Consider the following 19,258-nt stretch of genomic DNA (forward strand, 5'->3'; position numbering starts at 1 on the left):
CTTCTATCTTCATTATAAAACTATCGTTACAGTCGTATTTGGGGATTATCACTATACCCCCATCCACCTTAATCCTTTTGGAAAGTGATTTTTCAATACTCCGTCTGCAAGCTTTCCCCATCCTATTGAATAGCCGTCTACTTCTACCAAATACCATCCTTTTGGACCTTCTGCTTTTATCGATTCCCCTTTTAAATAAGCGAGAATCTCGGGAGAATTTTTATCCAAATTCCATTTGTTTTTCACTTCATCCCCTTTTAAGGAGAGAGCTAACGCATGGGATGGTTCGAAGCGATTTTTCTTGATCGTGCCTAAATGCCATCCCGGACGAATTACCTTTAAATTTTTCAAAGATAGCATTTCGTCCGGCAGTAAGTATAACTGATCACCAAAGATAATAAATTCTCCTTTTGGTGTGTATGTCAGAGTTTCCTTCGCAAATTGGAAAAAATCCTTGAGCTGTTTTTGATCTTTTAAGCCGTCCTCATATTTCCATTTAGTTGGTTCTTCGCTCTCCGCTTTTCGCAGAACGGCGATGTAGTGACCCTCGCCACGCACTTGCTGCGGCCAAATTCGAATGGTCTTCTCAATATTTTCTGCTCCATTTGAAACCCATTCTTCCCTTCCATGATCAAAGCCTTCGTACACATGGATTTCTTCTATTTCAAATCGGGAATCTTGATTTAAAAATTGGCTAATAACCCCTTCATTTTCTTCCGGAGAAAAGGTGCAGGTTGAATAAACGAGCCTCCCTCCTGGACGAAGCATCATTGCTGCGTACCGGAGAATTTCCGACTGACGCTCCGCACATGCTGCTACATTCTCTAAGCTCCATTCTTCCCTTGCTCCAGGGTCTTTACGAAACATCCCTTCTCCTGAGCATGGTGCATCAACCAAGATCCGATCAAAAAAGTTCGGAAATCGTTCCGCTAATTTCGATGGAGCCTCATTGGTAACAACAGCATTTTTGATTCCCATTCTTTCCACATTTTGCGAGAGAATTTTTGCCCGGGCCGGATACAGTTCATTTGTCAGCAAAAGCCCCTGCTGTTTCATTTTGGCTGCCATATGGGTGGATTTACCTCCGGGTGCCGCACATAAATCCAGTACTTTCTCTCCTGGTTGCGGATCTACCATTTCGGAGGCAGCCATCGCACTCGGCTCCTGTATATAATACAAACCTACCTCATGATATGGATGCTTTCCGGGGCGATCCTCCTCTTGATAAAAAAAGCCCCCATTTACCCACGGAATCCTCTCTAATTGAAATGGATTTATGTTCAAAAACTCTTCTATCGACACCTTTAACGTGTTCACTCGCAAGCCTTGAATTTTCGGTTCCTCATAGCTTCGTAAAAAATCATCATATTCATCTTTTAATAAGTCTTTCATTTTAGAAAGAAATTCTTTTGGTAACTCCATTGTTTATTCACCTCAAAAAAGGAAATCTTCTCTCCTTATATTACAATAACTATTTGGGGAAATGCGAAGTTCGGAAGGAAATCAGTGTTGGGTGCCGAAAAAAAAATAGGGCAGCGCTGAAATGTATGGGAAAGATACTGTGCTTTTTGGGGATTTTTGAAATTCTGGTGGAAGTGCTGAACTTTTTGTTGGAGGTGCTGAACTTCGTGTTGAAAACGCGGAACTTTTTGTTGAGATTGCTTAACTTTACAGGGAAATTACCGAACTTCTGTCAGACCGCGGAACTTCGACGTGAAAATACGGAACTTTTCGTAGAAAGTGCTGAACCTTGAGGGGAAATCGATGAACTTTTGAGCAAAAATGCTAAACCCCCTACCCAAAACAATGCGAAATCCCAATCTTATGATAAAATACAACTTAAAAAGGAGGTCATACCAATGCAAAAACTCCAATTCGAATCAGCATGGGACAAAACGATATCAGAAAATGATCGGGAACGTATCCAACAGGTTTTTCTTGAAACAAGCTCTTCCCAGAATAAAGACATCGAATTCACGCCCTTATGGGAAGCAATGAATCACAAAGGAGAATTGCTCATAACGGTGCTTGTACAAAATTTCAGCGAACAAAAGATTTCTTTTCACAACGAAAAGCTTCAGTACTGGGAGGACGAGAATATCGTTGCTGAACATTCCTTTACTCTCCCAGCACTGATGATTGAACCATCAACCAGTATGCCATGGACCTTTATTTTTCCAACAGATAGCTTTTACAGCCAACCCTTATTAAGAAACGGAAAAATAACATTTGCCGAGATAAATAGTTAAAATCTGTATCCATTATTATAATCGGAACAGCCGTCAGCAATCGCCTCCGAATCCTCGGGGTTGTCAAAATAAGAAAACAGGTATTTCCAATGGAAGGCTCCTGAATATACTTGATACATCCCGGCGGAAATTCTTAACACTTTGCAGCTAAAACCTGCTGCTGCCCCCATATAACCAAAATGGTGGTTACCGATATATTCTCCATTTTTTTCCTTCCCTTGGAAAGTATAGATTGTCTTATCTCCAATGAATCGCTTTAAATCCCATATTCCGTATGACCTAGTAATATAGTAAAACACGCCAAGTCGATACGTATTAGCAAAGGCATCTCCCCTTGACTTCACATATTTCTCATAATTTCTTTTTATATCTTTCGCGAACCGAATGTTCAGCTGATAGGTTCTCGCAATCATGAAAGTGGTTAATTCTTTTTGAGCCTGATTTAAAATGGGATCTTCCGCTAAAGTTATGCCACTCCATCGTCTATTTACTTCTCTTTCAATCATCTTTACTTCATCATTAATAATTTGTTCTAACTCCTCTTTATCCTTTTTGCTTAAGGAGGTTTTGTGCATTAAAAGAGCAGAAAGAAAAAAACATACTGCTGGTATATAAACAAGGTACATAATAGTTAATACCCTTGGGGAGGTTACAAATATAGGTATGCATAATAAGAAAGCGAGCCACATTAAATAGTTCTTTTGAAAAATGGCTGCAATAAGTGCGATAGAACAAGGCAAAAATAAAAACATAGAATATTCAATTTTTGCGTAATACTCCCATTTCCCGGAATTACCTCCGTCATGTGAGAGAAAAGAATCTAGCCAAATAGATAGTCCAATTATTGCTCCAGCTATTCCAATAATCATCCCAATATAGTTTCTGTAATTCTTTGTTGGGTAGTAACGAAAGAAAAAAACAAGGCGATTCCATTTCATTTCCCACACTCCTCTGCCCTTTCATCAATATAGTGTATGCATCCGTGCTTCGCGGGGTAGCCATCATTAAAAGGAAAAACTACTATTTGCAGTATCCATTTCTCCAATTTCAACACTATTGCCACGTCTATTCGCACTAACAAGTAAAGACAGCTGGGTGTGTTTAATGTCTTGCCCATTTTGCGAAAATAGGTATAAATGCAGTTTCAGTTAAGTGCCAACTCCATAAACATAAAGAGAAAAATCATATTTATAAATGGTTACTTTACAAAATGGTATTTTAGGAACGTTTCTCTTCTTGAGCTGCCCAAATTTAACGTTTCTTAATATGAGGTAAAGGAAACAAACCGAAAGAGGGTTAAATGGTCCGTATGAAAAAGAAAGGGGCTTTTTATTAGCAAAAAGGTCATGGCCCCCGTTGCCGTCAGAGGTTGAAAAATATAATCAATATGAGATGCAGCGTTTACTTGTACGCCCAGGTTGTACTGGATTATCACAGGTAAGCGGCAGAAGTAATCTTAGTTTTCACAAAATGGTTGAACTGGATTTAGCCTATATTCATAATCAGTCCATCATTCAAGATATTAAAATTATGCTCAAAACCTTTTTGCTGTTAGTCCGTTCTAGTGGAGCCTATTAATGGTCAATCAGCTTCCAATCCTTTTTTTACATGATGAGGTAGTACGGATAAAGCATGAGGAAAGGATATAATAAGCTGTTCTTTTATCTCATTATGCTTTATCCACAGGTGAATGGATGTAATTAAAATCATCATTCCATTAAATAAGTATCTTCATGTTAATAATACAATAATGGGTCTGCATCAATAATCTCTACAGTAAGATAATCTGCTGCTGCCAGATCAATTTCATATGGTTTGATCTCCTGTCCTTCTTCATCTTTAATTATCCTTATTTGAGGTCGCCCAGCTGAATGAAAGTTATAGTTTGATACTATCCCAGTTTTTCCATCATTTAATTTAACCGTCATACCCTGTGGATAGATTGCAATACATTTTTTAAATAATTCTACCTGTTTACGGTCAAATTGCGTATCAACACCAGCATAAAGAAGCTCTAGACCTTTATGTGGCAACAACGCAGGACGATACACGCGATGGCTGGTCACTGCATCAAAAACATCCGCAACACTCAATATCTTAGCATATTTATGGATTTCTTCTCCCTGCAGGCCTCTGGGATATCCAGTTCCATCAATTCTTTCATGATGCTGAAAAGCACAATGGGCTACCGTTAAAGGAATTTCATGCACCTTCCGAAGTATATCAAATCCAATTTGGCAATGTGATTTCATTTGATGGAATTCATCCTGTGTGAGCTTTCCTGGTTTATTTAAAATCTCTGGCGATATATACATTTTTCCTATGTCATGCAACATGGCTCCTAATCCGATATCCTCAATACTTTTAAGAGGCAAGCCATTCTCAATAGCCAGCTGACAAGCATAGATGGCTACATTTAAACTATGAGTGTAAACATGATTATCATGTATTTTTGTTGTTGCCAATAAATTCAAAGCTGTTGGATTATCTTTTAAAGATACTAAGATGTCTCTAAAAATTTTTTGAAAACTTCTTATTACTCTTCCTGATTTCATCATTCCATGAAAGTTTGAATGGTTGGTATTTAACTCGACAATATTAGTTATTCCATGTGTTATGACTTCCATCGCTTCCATAAGTACTGGTTCCGGTAATGATTCCACAATCTCTATTCCCTCGGATTGTTCATCTTCTATGTAAATAGTATAAATGTGAAATCTCTTTAAACTAGCAATTAAACTATTAGTTAGTTTTGTTCCTTTCGTTAATAAGACTTTTCCATTACCATGGTATATAGATTTACCTAATATAACACCTGGCTGACATCTATCTAACGGCAGTAAACGCACGACCTTCTATCTCCCCAATCTTCCCTAGTCTCTCTATATCCATTTAATAAAATGTACTACGCTTATTTATGTGAAGGCACTTTTATGACAAAAGCCTTACACTCCGACTATTTCCTTATTAAATAAATTTTAAGATATTAAATAAAAAATCTCTATCCTAATTTGTCGATTTTTGCTAATATTGTCGAATTTTTTATTAATATCATATATATAGACATGGGTAAGGGAATCTCTATTGCTATTGGATTTTTTACACATATGAAAGGAGCTTATCTGTATCTAAAAAAGAAACTGGCATTTTCTCATCCAATGAAGAAAATGCCAGTTAATGTTGTTTGAATGGAAAAAATCAAAGATTCATTTCAGAATTTTTCTAAAAATTTACTTGCCTTTCTTTTTCTTAGACATTCTTCCCAATACAAATGCTCCTGCAGCTAATCCAATCATCGTATTTGTCTTTTTGTTAAATACCTGTTTCACTACAAGATTTAGGTTTTGCGGTCTTTCCGCAAGTCTTCTCATGAAATAGCCGTACCAGTCTTTTCCAAATGGCACATACGTACAGAAATTATAGCCTTCTTTTGCAAGTTCCAATTGCATGTCTCTTCTAAAGCCATAAAGCATTTGGAATTCGAATTTATTATTCGGAATATTATGTGCTTTTACAAACTTTTTGACATGATTAATGACATGGTGATCATGTGTTGCAATAGAAGTAAATTTTCCGTTTAATAGATGCCATTCTATTAATTTAATAAAATTAGAATCGATTTCTTTTTTCTCTTGGAAAGCATATTCTTTTGGCTCTTTATAAGCGCCTTTAACAATACGCAAACGATAGTTTTTATATTTTTCAAGATTTTCTTGTGCATTATAGAAGTAAGCCTGAATTACGGTGCCTACATTATCATATTCACGAGATAAATCATCTAAAATATCAAAAGACGGCTGTAAATGGCCATAGTCTTCCATATCGATATTCACATGGATATCATAACGGCTGGCACGGTCCACAATTTCTCTTAAATTATCTAAACAAAAAGTATAGTCGATATCCAACCCTAATTGTGTTGGCTTTAAAGAAATATGTGCGTCTACTCCATTTTCATGAATCGCTTCGATGACTTCAAGAATTTGTTCTTTTGCCTCGGTAGCCTCTTCTTCTTTATATACAAACTCTCCTAAGTTATCGACTGTACAAGCAATGCCGTGGGAGTTTAGTTCTTTTATACTTTGAATTGTTTCCGCTATATTTGTTCCAGCTACAACATTTTGAGCCCCTAATTTTAAGCCATATTTTTTGGCTGCTGTATTAAGAAATTGGTTCTTGGATAGGCCCATAAAAAGATCTTTCAACATCGCAATTACTCCTTAGCTGTGTATTTATTTTTACTTTCATTATAGCACAACTTTTTGAATACGCTATCAATCTTCGAAAATTGTTGAACTTTGTCAAAAGGAGCAATTCTTCAAATTAAAAGAAAGACAGTTCCATTAAAAACTGTCCACTCCACATGTACAAACTCATTCATTTGTCCTTGATTGGTGCCTGACACCAATTTTGGTACCAGTTATAAACAGCGCCGATTAGATTTGCATCGTTTTTGTATTTGCAAATGGCGATTTCAGGAATAAAAGGAGCAATCTCCACTTGTTTTATGATTCTATCCAATCTCTTATTTAACTCGGGTATTAAATCCTCCTTGCTTGAAATACCGCCGCCAATAATGATTTTTTCAGGGTCGAAACTATATTGAAGATTATAGATTCCCTGAGCTAAATAATGATAGAATGTTTCCACTTCTTCCTCGGCAATCAAATCACCATTCTTGGCCATTTCAAATACTTCTTCCCCGCTTAACTCATTTTCCGAAATATTTTTGCGTTTCGCTACCCGTTTAGCCATATTCACAGCAGTTCCTAATTCACTGAAGATTGCATTATCCTTTAGAAGCATGTATCCGAATTCTCCTCCAAAAAGATGCTTCCCGTGCCACACTTTCCCGTCTATAATAACTGCTCCGCCAATGCCTGTGCCTACAACCACAAACAACACATTTTTGAGTCCTTTTGCCTCCCCTTTCCAAATTTCCGCCAGCGCTGCACAGTTTGCGTCATTTTCAATAGAGACGGGACATTGAAATAATTCAGTGAGCTCTGCAAATATTGGAAAGTGGTGTAAATAAGGTACAGCACTTGATCCCTCGACAACCCCTTTATTTTGGTTCACCGCTCCAGGGGAACTGATCGCCACACCGCTAATTTTTGTCCCTTCTCCCAAGCTATTCTTTAATACCATAAATTCTGTTTTCATTTCATCCCAAGTCGCTGGGGTTCTAAAAGAACCTTTATTACCTAATTTCTCATCATTCCATATCCCATGTTTTACAGAAGTTCCTCCAATATCAACTGCCAATAGTGCCATTTTCTATCTCCCTATTAATATCAAATATTTAAGAATTCTTAATTACTATTATATTGGATTTACCTTACATTATCATTTACAAAAGAGTTGCTGATAGAAAATTCTTATAATATTTATTACAACTTCCGAATAGTAAAAAATTTCCTCAACAACCATACACCAGGAGTAAATCCAAGTGATAATTGCCATGCACCTATGGCTTGGAGACCATAGTTTCGGACCAGTTGCATTTTTGCGCTCATACTCCTTACGTCTTCAAACCAGACTTCATGTGTCAATCCATTTTGATCCCTATATCTATAATATGGAGATTGGTATTCTTCAGAGTATTGTATAGGTGATTGATATCGCATGGCCGTTTCAATTGCATTTTGATTGGATACACCTGGTGCTATTCTTCCGGGGCTATAAGGGATAATCCAATCATATCCATACAACGGAACGCCAAGAATAATTTTCCTGCTTGGAACTGTTTTTATAGCAAATTCAATGGATTTTCTAACTTCAGTTATTGGTGCAACAGGACCAGGCTCACTTCCGGAATGATGCCAGTCATAAGCCATAATAAACATATAATCTACTACTGCACCGATTCCTCCGTAATCATATCCCCTTAACCAAGAAATATCTTCACTTGTCTTTGCAGGGACCGCAACTGTTACAGCCAGTCTATCTTGTCTCAAGCGGTCCTTCAGTTCCCGTAAAAATCCCGTAAAAAGATCTCTATCCGCCGCTTTAACAAGTTCAAAATCGATATTTACTCCACCATAGCCGTGTCTTTTTGTTAAATAAGCAATATTGTTGACTAGTTTGGTTCGTGCCGTAGGATTATTCAAAACAGCACTTGCAAGATCAGAGCTAAAACCTTGAGAGGTAAGATTGGTTATCGTTATTAATGGAGTAACGCGATGCTGCCAAGTAGTGCGGACAGCTACCGCATCATTAAGCGTATTTACGATATCTCCGTTTCTGGCGAAGTGATACTCAAAAATAGCGATTGACGACGAATAAGGGGCAAATTGACTAATTAATTCTGCATCCTGTTCCGGACTCCGAACTTGATAATATTGCAACGTACCGGCAAGGTAATTCGATATATTTGGTATTTTAATCTCCATTCCAGGTTGTATTGCAGCAGGCTGTATAGAAGGATTTGCATGTCTTAATTGTTCTTCCGTTACCATCGCCTTTTTGGCAATTTCGAAAAAAGAGTCTCCCGGCTGTACTATATAAGTATATTTAGGAACAAGTACCGCTTGCCCAACAACAAGATTAGAATCCCCAAAACCATTTGCCAATCTTAACCTTTCAACTGGGATTTGGTACATTCTGCTTAATTTAAATAAAGTGTCTCCTTGTCGAACTATATGAATAAACATTACACTCCCCTCCCGTTTACTAAATAAGCACCACTATATATATACGGGAATACAGAGGAGGGACATCCCTAATAAATTTATTTTCATGTAAAAACTGTAATCAATGGAGAACATTATTTATCAAGTAGTAGTTTAAAAATTTTAGGAAGGTAAAATTCCCCCCATCATTTGAATTAAAGTGAAAAAATTCTTATAAAGTATCGACTGTCTTTGGCTGGGTTTCAAAAGAAGCAGGATCAGACATATTAATCGGATACAAATTCCCTTCCAACGCAAAAGAAATTTTGCCCGTTTCTTCCGACACAACAAGTGCCAATGCATCACTTAGCTCAGTCACTCCAAGTGCAGCCCGGTGTCGTGTTCCGACTTTTTCCTTTCCAATTTTTCTTTTTGTTAGAGGAAGGACATTTGAAGCGGAAACGACAACATTCCCTCGAATTAAAACAGCCCCATCGTGAAGAGGATTTCCAGGGTAAAAGATTGCCTCTAATAATTTGGGAGTTACTACTGCCTCCATTGGGGTTCCTTTTTGAATAACGGAATCTAATGAATGGCTTCTCTCAACGACAATCAATGCACCATGTCTTTTTTTCGAAAGATGCTGAATAGATGTAGATAAATCTTCATATGTATCCGTGAAGGACGATAAATAGCAATTTAAATAAAAGGAGGCTGCCATTGCTTCAATATCCGCTAACTGATTTTTGGCATCTTCCAGACAATTTAATAAGCAATATTCTTCTCCACCGAGCTTGGATAAATTTGACTGAAGGTGGGCAATTAAATCTTGAAGCCCTTGTATTAACTGTTGTTTCATAGGGGAAAAATCACAGTTTTTATTATCCATGTTCGTTTCCCTCCCATTATATATAAGTTTTCACAGCAATCTTCCTAGTGGGAACATTTAAGATTTATTGTTACGACTTCAAGAAACCACATTGTTTAATCTTAGTATTGGTTAATTCGTGTATTGAAATCCCTTCCCTTTATAGAGCTAAATACTCAAGTATAAAAAATTTTTTTATTTAGTATCTGCATCTACCTTAAAAATAAAATGGCATAATTTACATATCGAATGACACTGAAATAAAAAAGTTGATTGTTCACAGATAAATGAACTATCAACCTCTCTTTTTACAGATAAATCTATTCCGATTTGGCAGTTACAATTTTCCCCTTCACAATCTCCTTCTCTCTCCATTCAGGATGTGCTTTTCGAACCACGGATGGTCTTATAAGAATTGTAACGACCCCAATTAGGACGGAAGCGGATATTATCAATATCCATCCGGCGGGGATGAAATCGTATAAAAAGCCGTATATAACCATTGCCAATGGTGACAGGGCCTGAGCCATCGTTTCGATGATAGAAAACACACGCCCTTTATAATCATCATCAATTTGCTTTTGCAGCATTACTTGAATAGGAGTGTTAACAATAATTATCAATGCTCCGAAACCAAACATTAATATCATGTAAAAGACAATAATCGAAGCATAAGTCATCTTAATAAAAAGTGGTAAAGCAATTCCACTCATAATTAATCCTAACGCAATAATGCCACGTTTTGATGAAAGAAGCGGAAACTTCACTTCCTTGCGTACAGATAAATAAAAAGAAAGCACGAGCATTCCTACTGCAAACGCCCCTTCTGTCAGTCCAAAATGCTGAGATTCTACTTTTAATTTATCTATTAGAACAAAGGAATACCCCACTTGTTGTGCACCAAAGAAAAAGTTTACTAATAATGCGACCCAGATGATTGTTGTAATGAGAGGATTTAATTTTAAATAAGCAATTCCTGCTTTCATACTATCCCATATTGGCTCCTTTGTTTTACCTTCCCCATTAGTCTTTCGATTAGCAAACAACTTGAAATTCATCGTTGACTCAAGAATAACTGCTATAACAGATGCGGTCATATATAGGATAAGAAATACTGGAATCGAAACAGTACCATACAATAAACCGCCTACCACTGGGCTCCCTATGGCTGCGAATGAAATGGACATTTGATTTAATGACATTGCTTTCTGTATTCTTGCTTCGTCAATCAGCCCAGTAATAGAGGAGGTAAAATTTACTCCTGAAAATGTGGATGTTAGAGACAATATACAGGTTGCTATATAAATAGCTGGAAGGGAAAGACCCGAAGTTAAACTAGTTGTAAGGAGCCCGCCAATTGCTAAAGTCTGTGCAATCTGTGATGTGATGGCAATTGTTTTTCTAGGAAAATTATCTGCTACATATCCGGCAAAAGGACCTGCCAGTGTACGAGGAAGAATACTGCACAAGAGATTAGCGGCAAAATTAGTTGCCGATCCTGTTAACTGTAAAATGTAAAAACTAATAGCAAAGGAATACACTTGTGATCCAAAAGAACCAATGAGCTTGCTAATCGTAAATGTCCAAAGATGATAAGTTGCCTTTTTTAACTTTAATTCGCTATCCATAATAATCCCCATCCCCATTTTCAAAAAAGTTTAATTTAATTAAACAAATCATATCACGCTGATATTTCCTTTTCAAGCAAAAGTTTAATATAATTAAACTATTCACAGGGATTAGGAGTGTGTCTATTTATCATGCTTGGAGAGCGAATACGAAAATTAAGAAAACAAAAGAAGATGACCCTAGAAGCACTTGCAGGAGAAGAACTCACTAAGGGAATGCTAAGCCTGATTGAAAATAATAAGGCCAAACCTTCCATGGAAAGCTTAGCCTACATTGCTAAACAACTCGAAGTAGATGTTGCGGATCTTTTAGAAGAAATCAGTTCACAGGAATTAAGGGAGATTCTTGAAAAGGCTGAAAACCTATTTAATGCGAACCTCAAAGAGAACCCAATAAAATATGAACAAGTAATTACTTTAATAGAACCAATTATTGATAAGCTCATGCAAGGGTATGAATCTGCCAGACTTTTAGACATTTACAGCCGCTGCCTCTATTACGAAAAAAAGAACGACTGGCAGGATTATTTGGAGCGCGCTGCAATCATATATGACCAAATAAATCTTACTTCCAACCGTGCATCGATTGGAATTTTCCGTTCAATGGTAAAATTCACAGATCATGACTATTCGTTTGCTTTAAATTCACTATTAGAAGAACGATCACATATAGAGGCAAACCATGCCTATATAGACCCAATAACCCGTGTAAATCTTGATTATCATGAATCCATTTTGCATTTTGCCGTGGGGGATAATCAATCAGCTGAAAAAGTGATGGAAAACGCCATTCACTTTTCAAAGGAAAATCGGATCTTTTACCTTACCGATGATTTGTACAGACTGGCTGCCGCCAATGCACTGATGTTTAAAAATGAAGAAAAAAAATCGTATTATTTACAAAAAATTAAGCAATACGGGGAATTTGCAGAGGATATACAATCTATCCTATTTTATAAGCTTTTTGACGTTATGTCCCTTAATGAAGACAAAAAGGATTACTCTAAGGCACTGAAAGAAATAGATGAGTTTTTTTCCGAACCGGATACATCAAATATTTTTATACATTGGTTCCACCTTGAAAAAGGAAAAGCTTTATATGGACTTGGTCTCTTTGAAGAAGCAATCTCTAGTCTAGAGAAGGTTGAAATCCCATCCTTCGCCTGTCATCCCTTTGATTTATCACTATTTTATGTGATGGATTCATATAAAGCACTTTGCCATTTGAAACTGGGACATACAAGCAATGCTCTTCACTTTGCCAATATAGCAGTAGAGAACTTTGCACCGCTTCCGCAAACACCATATAAAGATTTCAGTCAAGAAACGTACGATATGATTAAACACAAAATGTAAGTGGTGTCAGGCACCTCTCGTAGACATTTCGTCACACTGTACACCCGACACGGACAAAAATAAATAGAGGTCTATAACCAAAGAGTTATAGGCCTCCATTCATTTTCTTTCTATTCTAATTGCCTGCAAATATCAAGCGCTCAAACAACCAATTCCTCATCTGTCTTCGCCAAAAACTTCCTCATCTCTTCTTGATTCACAGGAGGACTAAATAAATAACCTTGGATCTCGTCGCAGCCCATTTGCAGCAATAAGTCCCTTTCCATTACACTTTCCACTCCTTCTGCTACGACATTAAGGTGTAATCCGTGAGCAATATCAAGAACAGAATTCACCAAAAGAGCCTTCTTTTCGTCTTGGTGGATGTCTGTAATGAACTGCCGGTCAATCTTAATCTCGTCGAAAGGCAGCTGCAGCAATTGATACATAGAAGAATAGCCTGTCCCAAAGTCATCAATCGAGATATGAACTCCTAATTTTTTCAACTTATAAATAACATCTGCTACCTGCATCGGATCTTTAATAAATACACTTTCGGTAATCTCTAATTTTAAATACTTCGATTCCATACCTGATAAATCTAAAGCCTTTTTAATTAAAGGGATTAACGAATCCTGTTGAAAATGTTTTGCTGATATATTGACGGATATAGGAACCTGGAGTAAACCTTCATCCTGCCATTTTTTATTTTGTCTGCAAGCCTGCAATAAGGACCATTCATCTATTTGCAAAATCAGCCCAATTTCCTCTGCAATCGGAATAAAGGTTGCCGGTGAAACAAAACCAAGCTGTGGATCCCTCCAGCGCAATAATGCTTCCATGCTTGTTACCTTGTCCATCTTCGTTTTCGGCTGATAATAAAGCTCGAAGCCTCCCTTATCTACAGCCGTTCGTAAAGCATTTTCCACCAGCAAATGTTCATGAAATTTATTTCTCATTGACTCATTAAAAAATTGGACTCGATTGCCGCCTTTTTCCTTCGAAATATACATGGCAATGTCAGCACATTTGACAAGTGTATCTAAATCCTTTCCATCCTCAGGATATATACTTACCCCAATACTAGCTGTAACATAAAACATATGTCCCTGAACCGGGAAGGAAGACGAAAACGCATCAAGAATTTGCTCCAATGAATGTTGCAATCCATCACCCCCCACATTTTGTACGATCACAAATTCATCCCCGCTAAGGCGAAAAACCTCCCTATGATCATTTTGCAATCCTCTCAGTTTTTTAGCGATTAATTGAAGCAATGCATCTCCCGCATCATGCCCTAATGTGTCATTGATTTGCTTAAATTGATTGATATCGATAAAAATGATTGCCACCCTTTTAGTTGAAGGATTTTTAATTAAATTTTTCACAAAGGCCTGAAAGTGAAGTCTATTAGGTAATCCCGTTAAGACATCAAAAAATGCAAGATGATGCAATTGGTCCTCTGATTCCTTTAATTTTTCCGTTTGTTCCGTTAGCTTCCTATTCATATCATTGCTTTCCTGGAACAATTCTTTAATCTTTTCAGCCATCATTTTCAAATTTTGCGTAAGCAATCGAAGCTCAGCTACATAGCTTTGTGGCCACACTACTTTCTCCAAATTAATAAGCTTCTGCGGCAAGCCAGTTGTTGCAATGGTCAATTGCTTTAGATTATTGATAAAAATCCGGCTAACAACCTGGACAAGAATTACAAGTAAAATCGCAAACAGAATCGAATACTTTAACTGATCTAAAAAATTTTCATATATTTTTTCCTGATATCGAGAGATAGGAAACTGAATCATCATGTTCATGGATAAAGCATCTATTTTTTTCGAATAAACATAGATTCCTAATCCCCATTTCATAATAGGCATTACTTTTGTCGGTTCCTTTGGTAATGCCTCATAAAAGTTATTTGATAGCTTTTTCCATTCATACTGCTGCTGCCAATCATACTTTTGGTCTACTTTAATCCCGTGTAAACTAGTAGCAATCACTTTATGATCAAAATCCGTGATAATAATATCGTATTCCTGTTCTTTATTTTCCTTTATCGTTTCATTTAAACGGCTCGCTGGAGAAGGGTCATACAATTTATGCAAATCGTCTTTATACCATAAAACAACAGACTTTTCCATCCGATTTACACTATTTGCTGCCTGTCTCTCTGAATCCTTTACAATATAATCATGGACATTCGTGGAGTTTGTTGCAATATTCAGGAAAAATGGGAAAAGAATCGAAATGAACGTTATATGGGACAGAAATTGATGAAAAGAAACATTGTTTTTATTCACTTTCAGTATTTTATAAAAAGGAACATATGCAAGCAGCATATCTGCCATTAGAACATTAAAACAGCCGTTAATGATATCCTTTGACACTTTAAAATACAGGGCGTTCCCCGTCAAAGGCTTCCAGTTTAAAAATAGGACTCCTATAAGTCCAAACGTGAACCAAAATAAAGCGTCCACATAGAACATTTTTGCCCTTCTTCCTTTATAAAAAAAAGCACCAACAAATAAAAGTTCTATTATGGAAAGACAGCCGTAACCGAAACCATAAAAACTATGTTGAACGAAAAAAAGGCCTATAATTCCTGCAAAAACCGCACTAGGAAGCCCTATCAGTCTAAATATCAAAAATAAAAAAATACTTGAAAAGGAAAAAGTAATTCCATAAGCAAACGTCAATTTATAACTTGAAAAAACAAGGAATAATCCTGTGAAAACAAGAAATAAAAATGGTTCGCGTTTCCATCTTGATAAAAATGGTTTGAAAGCGCGCATATGTATCTCCTAATCTTTAAAGGAATTAAGTAGTTTTATCGTAATTATGCGTTTAAATTAGGTTCTACTAAATATCTTATCACAAGGATTTTCGCTTGAATATAATGGAATAAATCATGATTTTGATGCCGTGCATCAAGGAATTTTGGCACTTAGCTGGCGAACTAGTTTGGTGCTTTGCTTTTTCTATACTAAAAAACAAATTTCGACTGTATTCTACGTGTTCCCTTATTAATCAAACGTTTGATTAAAATAAGCAAGTAACTGAAATTTACAACCTTTTATCCCATTGTACTAAGAAAAAAATGGCGAATTAGGCAGTGGAAAATATTAAATTAAAAGAAAAGCAGCCCCCCACTTTCTAATTAAAGCGCAGGAACCGCCCCTCCTTCTTACCTATTTCGCAAGAGATCCCATTGGATCCCAAGGTTTTAAAGGAATAGGATCCTGTTCCCATGCCTTTTTCAACTCATCGGAAAGGTACTTCTTGTTTATGACAATTTGATAGGTATATTCATCCATCCACTTGTCACTCATAACAAAATACCCTTTGTTACCAACTTTTTCACCCCAGCTGTTTTCCACTTTCCATCTGTTTGGTTTGCCTTCTACAAGATTCACACCGGTCAGAACCATGGCATGCGTCATGACGCTACCCTTATAATCTAGTCTTTGTGCTTTCGTCATCGAAAATTGGATGCCTAAAGTCGTTTCATAATCATAAAGGTCTAAATCCATAATACCGTGATCTTTATTGGAAGACTTGCCTACATCGCACCCAAACCAAACACTTTCATTATCTTGGATTTGCTTGATGGCAAGTTCCTTCATCGTTTCCATATCAACATTAAGGTATTTAATTTGCTTTCCTTCTACAACGTTTCCAAGGAATTGAACCGTATAGGTTTTTCCATATGGTTTATCTTGAGTCGGTGCGTTGATAATGCTCACATAATCATCTAAATTAAGTCCAATATATTTTTCATAGAACTGATGTGGAGTAATACTCAAGTCTCTATGAAACTCTTTTTCTTTATTCCTATACTCAAAATTAAATGTTTTTGGCGGCTCGCCTAATGAGAGAGTTAGAATTTTATAGATTTCAGATAGCATTTCTTCCTTTGCCTGGTTTAAGGCAGCGGCTGCTTCCCCTTTCCTGTGCAAATCTCTAAGCTTTACTGCATCTTCCCGCAATTTCGTATTCAAAATAGCATTTAGTCGCATAGAACTGCTGCTTTGGAAAGTTTCCGGCATTGCTTGTTTTGGCACTACTCCATACTTCTTAACCAATGAAACAAACATATCCCATTGTCCGCCATCCTGTTGAGGTGTAGCCAAGATCCAAGAAACTAGCCTGCCGTCTAAAGGTTCGTTTGCCGTTTCGAGCACGCTTTCAAGAAAATAATTTGCCTTTTCAAACTTATCCCAGAAGTTAATGTAATTTTGGGATAGCTCGAAATCTTTTAATTGAAACTCACGATTCATTTTGTGATGAAACGTATTTAGTGCCGCAAACATCCAACATCTTCCGCTTTGTTTTTGATTAGATACTTTTCCTGTTTCGATCTCATCAGAGAAGACATGATTCATAGCTACAACCGCATCACTATTTTCAGCAACTGCATCAATACCGTTTCTGATCACGGCATTTTTCACTATCCTTTCAGGCAGTGAATCATTCACCTTTTCCGAAAACTTCTCTACCATTTTTGCAGAAATTTCATTTGCCATTTGATTTCCCCCTTATGCGCATCTTCCTTTCATTATATTCTTAATTATCAAAATAAGAAGAGTAAAAAAGGACGATCCCTCTTAAATAGAAGAACCGTCCTATTGTATTGTTTAGGAATTTTAAAATTTATACCTTTGGATATCCATTTAATAATATTGCCTACGTCTAGCTCCAGAGCCTATCGGCTAACGCATTTGTGCTCCATCATCCTGTCACGACTCTCTCTTTCGGATAATGATATTTCGCTTTCTTATTATTGTCTCCTCCTATTATATATAGGAATGAGGTTAATCCTATCCTTCCAACAAACATAAGAATCATCAGAATACATTTAGAAAGAATGCTCAGGTCAGGAGTGATTCCCATGGACAGACCCACTGTACCAAAGGCAGAGCAAACTTCAAATAATATAGAAATAAGCTCCTGCTGCTTATCAGAAATACTTATTGTTACTACGGAAATACAACACATCATAATCGCTAATATGGTTATTGCCAATGACTTCATAACATCATCTTGATGGAGTTCCCGTTTAAAGATTTTAATCTCACGGTTTCCCTTTGCAAAATGATAGACAAACAACATATTTAATGCAAAGGTTGTTGTGCGAATTCCCCCTCCTACAGAATTAGGTGATCCGCCAATAAACATAAATACACTCATTATCAATAAAGTTGGAACGGAAAATTCGGTAATATTCATGGTCGTAAGTCCCGCACTTCTCGTTGTTGCTGCTTGAAAAAGCGCATAGAAAAAACTTTGATGCCACGTTAAACTCTTAAAATAGTGCTGCCATTCTAATAATAAAATCAAGATAGTACCAGTAATAAATAGAATTCCATAAGTAAAGGTCGTTATCTTTGTAAATAAGGAAAAGCGAAATGGATGCTCCAGCTTTTTCTTTCTGCTTGAAAAATACGTCTTTACTTCAATTAATACAGGAAATCCTATTGCACCAAAAATTATCAGGATGATCGTTATGATTTGCACAAAATAGTCCCCGGCAAATGGAGTAAGAGACTCTCCGGTTATATCCATACCAGCATTAGTGGTAGCACTTACGGATGCAAATAACCCTTGCAGAAATGCTTCCTTCCATGTAGGGAAATACTTCAAAAAATGAAATCCGAAAATAACTGCCCCTATTAGTTCTGTCCAAAGAACCATTTTTAGTATTTCTTTCACTAACTGTACTAGACCCGATAATGCAAACTGATTATTGTCTACCATGATTAAACGGCGTTCACGTAAGCCAATTCTCCTCCCTAAAAGGAGCCAAAAGAAAGTACTCATCGCCATTATCCCAATGCCGCCAAATTGTAAAACAATCATAATGACAAAATATCCAAATAAACTATAGTTCTCCGAAATGTTAAACACCGTCAATCCAGTATCACTAACAACGCTGACCGCTGTAAAAACAGTGTCAATAAAACTTATATGAACCCCAGGTTTATGCACCGCTGGGAGACTGAATAATAAAATGGATACCACTACCGCCAGTAAATAATAACCTACAATAACTTGGACCGGTGAGCGTCTTTCCAGCCACACACGCATCTTACCAAACATGAATTCTTTATCCCCCATTTTTTCCATTTCTCTTATCATAAAGAATCTTAGTTATATTTGGAAGGGATATTGGAAAATCTTCAAGTTTATTGCACACGCTTTACTTTTTTATACATCTTTCACAGACAACTGTTGTTTATATTATTTCCAATACAACATTTACTATATCGATATAATATATATAGATGAATGATCCTACCCCTTGAGTAGGATTAAAAACCTTCATTAATTTTATGTTCATAACTGAGCATAAAAATTTCCAAGATTATGTACTCTGTAACAAAACCTTCACAAAACCTTATAAAACAAGATAAAGCGCTTACTATTCACCTTTAATAATATAAACAGAATAATCGGAATCGAATATTTTTTTAACTGGTAAAAATATATAGTTATTGCATATTTTTACTTGTAAGTGGAATATTTGCATCCAAGTTTGAACTTTCTCTGACACTTGCATTTATTCTACTA

14 protein-coding genes are annotated in these 19,258 nt (G+C 36.6%); 3 read left to right on the top strand and 11 right to left on the bottom strand.

Annotated features, from left to right (window positions below):
• Nucleotides 1-51: 51 nt before the first annotated feature.
• Entirely contained in the window at nucleotides 52-1,422 is a 1,371-nt protein-coding gene (locus tag NSQ59_RS24475; protein WP_340832966.1) for an RsmF rRNA methyltransferase first C-terminal domain-containing protein, read from the bottom strand.
• A gap of 437 nt (nucleotides 1,423-1,859) precedes the next feature.
• On the opposite strand from NSQ59_RS24475, the gene NSQ59_RS24480 reads away from it, so the two are divergent.
• Nucleotides 1,860-2,249, top strand: coding sequence for an SLAP domain-containing protein (locus NSQ59_RS24480; protein WP_340832967.1), 390 nt, complete (start codon nucleotides 1,860-1,862; stop codon nucleotides 2,247-2,249).
• On the opposite strand, the gene NSQ59_RS24485 is transcribed toward NSQ59_RS24480, so the two are convergent.
• On the bottom strand, nucleotides 2,246-3,187 hold the full coding sequence (locus NSQ59_RS24485) for a polymorphic toxin type 44 domain-containing protein (protein ID WP_055741800.1): 942 nt from the start codon (nucleotides 3,185-3,187) through the stop codon (nucleotides 2,246-2,248). The two genes, NSQ59_RS24480 and NSQ59_RS24485, sit on opposite strands and share 4 nt — an antisense overlap.
• Nucleotides 3,188-3,605: 418 nt before the next feature.
• Here NSQ59_RS24485 and NSQ59_RS24490 point away from each other — a divergent pair, with 418 nt between their 5' ends.
• Nucleotides 3,606-3,827: a sugar transferase gene (locus tag NSQ59_RS24490; RefSeq protein WP_055741799.1), complete on the top strand. Its 222-nt coding sequence runs from the start codon at nucleotides 3,606-3,608 to the stop codon at nucleotides 3,825-3,827.
• A 158-nt stretch (nucleotides 3,828-3,985) separates the two neighbouring features.
• Here NSQ59_RS24490 and NSQ59_RS24495 read toward each other — a convergent pair whose 3' ends face one another.
• The 6 genes from NSQ59_RS24495 to NSQ59_RS24520 form a co-directional block, all read right to left on the bottom strand.
• Nucleotides 3,986-5,098: an HD-GYP domain-containing protein gene (locus NSQ59_RS24495; RefSeq protein ID WP_055741798.1), complete on the bottom strand. Its 1,113-nt coding sequence runs from the start codon at nucleotides 5,096-5,098 to the stop codon at nucleotides 3,986-3,988.
• 381 nt (nucleotides 5,099-5,479) lie between these two features.
• A complete protein-coding gene (locus NSQ59_RS24500) occupies nucleotides 5,480-6,457 on the bottom strand; it encodes a proline dehydrogenase family protein (RefSeq protein WP_055741797.1) in 978 nt (325 codons plus the stop codon).
• Nucleotides 6,458-6,626: 169 nt separating this feature from the next.
• Nucleotides 6,627-7,523, bottom strand: a complete 897-nt coding sequence (locus NSQ59_RS24505) for an ROK family protein (RefSeq protein WP_055741796.1) — start codon at nucleotides 7,521-7,523, stop codon at nucleotides 6,627-6,629.
• A 116-nt stretch (nucleotides 7,524-7,639) separates the two neighbouring features.
• Nucleotides 7,640-8,902 carry a glycoside hydrolase family 18 protein gene (locus NSQ59_RS24510; RefSeq protein ID WP_055741795.1) on the bottom strand — a complete coding sequence of 421 codons (1,263 nt, stop codon included), beginning with the start codon at nucleotides 8,900-8,902 and terminating at the stop codon, nucleotides 7,640-7,642.
• A 190-nt stretch (nucleotides 8,903-9,092) separates the two neighbouring features.
• Nucleotides 9,093-9,749 (bottom strand): sporulation-specific diadenylate cyclase CdaS, encoded by a 657-nt coding sequence (gene cdaS / locus NSQ59_RS24515; protein ID WP_055741794.1) that lies wholly within the window; start codon nucleotides 9,747-9,749, stop codon nucleotides 9,093-9,095.
• A 299-nt stretch (nucleotides 9,750-10,048) separates the two neighbouring features.
• Nucleotides 10,049-11,356: an MFS transporter gene (locus NSQ59_RS24520; RefSeq protein ID WP_055741793.1), complete on the bottom strand. Its 1,308-nt coding sequence runs from the start codon at nucleotides 11,354-11,356 to the stop codon at nucleotides 10,049-10,051.
• Between the two features lie 132 nt (nucleotides 11,357-11,488).
• Between NSQ59_RS24520 and NSQ59_RS24525 the strand changes: the two genes are divergently transcribed.
• The gene (locus NSQ59_RS24525) at nucleotides 11,489-12,712 is read left to right on the top strand and encodes a helix-turn-helix domain-containing protein (RefSeq protein ID WP_055741792.1); all 1,224 of its coding nucleotides are present in this window, start codon (nucleotides 11,489-11,491) and stop codon (nucleotides 12,710-12,712) included.
• 140 nt (nucleotides 12,713-12,852) lie between these two features.
• Here the strand turns inward: NSQ59_RS24525 and NSQ59_RS24530 are convergent, their stop codons facing one another.
• The 3 genes from NSQ59_RS24530 to NSQ59_RS24540 form a co-directional block, all read right to left on the bottom strand.
• On the bottom strand, nucleotides 12,853-15,483 hold the full coding sequence (locus NSQ59_RS24530; RefSeq protein ID WP_055741791.1) for a putative bifunctional diguanylate cyclase/phosphodiesterase: 2,631 nt from the start codon (nucleotides 15,481-15,483) through the stop codon (nucleotides 12,853-12,855).
• Nucleotides 15,484-15,879: 396 nt separating this feature from the next.
• Nucleotides 15,880-17,214: a C1 family peptidase gene (locus tag NSQ59_RS24535; RefSeq protein ID WP_055741790.1), complete on the bottom strand. Its 1,335-nt coding sequence runs from the start codon at nucleotides 17,212-17,214 to the stop codon at nucleotides 15,880-15,882.
• A gap of 205 nt (nucleotides 17,215-17,419) precedes the next feature.
• On the bottom strand, nucleotides 17,420-18,787 hold the full coding sequence (locus NSQ59_RS24540) for a TrkH family potassium uptake protein (protein ID WP_055741895.1): 1,368 nt from the start codon (nucleotides 18,785-18,787) through the stop codon (nucleotides 17,420-17,422).
• Nucleotides 18,788-19,258 lie beyond the last annotated feature (471 nt).

The sequence above is a fragment of the Margalitia sp. FSL K6-0131 genome (assembly GCF_038008735.1).
Lineage (GTDB): Bacteria > Bacillota > Bacilli > Bacillales > Bacillaceae_C > Margalitia > Margalitia shackletonii.

What these genes read in the sequence shown, in the direction of transcription:
- NSQ59_RS24475 (WP_340832966.1), bottom strand. Translation starts at nt 1,422, where the DNA reads ATGGAGTTACCAAAAGAATTTCTTTCTAAAATGAAAGACTTATTAAAA.
- NSQ59_RS24480 (WP_340832967.1), top strand. Translation starts at nt 1,860, where the DNA reads ATGCAAAAACTCCAATTCGAATCAGCATGGGACAAAACGATATCAGAA.
- NSQ59_RS24485 (WP_055741800.1), bottom strand. Translation starts at nt 3,187, where the DNA reads ATGAAATGGAATCGCCTTGTTTTTTTCTTTCGTTACTACCCAACAAAG.
- NSQ59_RS24500 (WP_055741797.1), bottom strand. Translation starts at nt 6,457, where the DNA reads ATGTTGAAAGATCTTTTTATGGGCCTATCCAAGAACCAATTTCTTAAT.
- NSQ59_RS24505 (WP_055741796.1), bottom strand. Translation starts at nt 7,523, where the DNA reads ATGGCACTATTGGCAGTTGATATTGGAGGAACTTCTGTAAAACATGGG.
- NSQ59_RS24510 (WP_055741795.1), bottom strand. Translation starts at nt 8,902, where the DNA reads ATGTTTATTCATATAGTTCGACAAGGAGACACTTTATTTAAATTAAGC.
- cdaS (WP_055741794.1), bottom strand. Translation starts at nt 9,749, where the DNA reads ATGGATAATAAAAACTGTGATTTTTCCCCTATGAAACAACAGTTAATA.
- NSQ59_RS24520 (WP_055741793.1), bottom strand. Translation starts at nt 11,356, where the DNA reads ATGGATAGCGAATTAAAGTTAAAAAAGGCAACTTATCATCTTTGGACA.
- NSQ59_RS24525 (WP_055741792.1), top strand. Translation starts at nt 11,489, where the DNA reads ATGCTTGGAGAGCGAATACGAAAATTAAGAAAACAAAAGAAGATGACC.
- NSQ59_RS24530 (WP_055741791.1), bottom strand. Translation starts at nt 15,483, where the DNA reads ATGCGCGCTTTCAAACCATTTTTATCAAGATGGAAACGCGAACCATTT.
- NSQ59_RS24535 (WP_055741790.1), bottom strand. Translation starts at nt 17,214, where the DNA reads ATGGCAAATGAAATTTCTGCAAAAATGGTAGAGAAGTTTTCGGAAAAG.
- NSQ59_RS24540 (WP_055741895.1), bottom strand. Translation starts at nt 18,787, where the DNA reads ATGTTTGGTAAGATGCGTGTGTGGCTGGAAAGACGCTCACCGGTCCAA.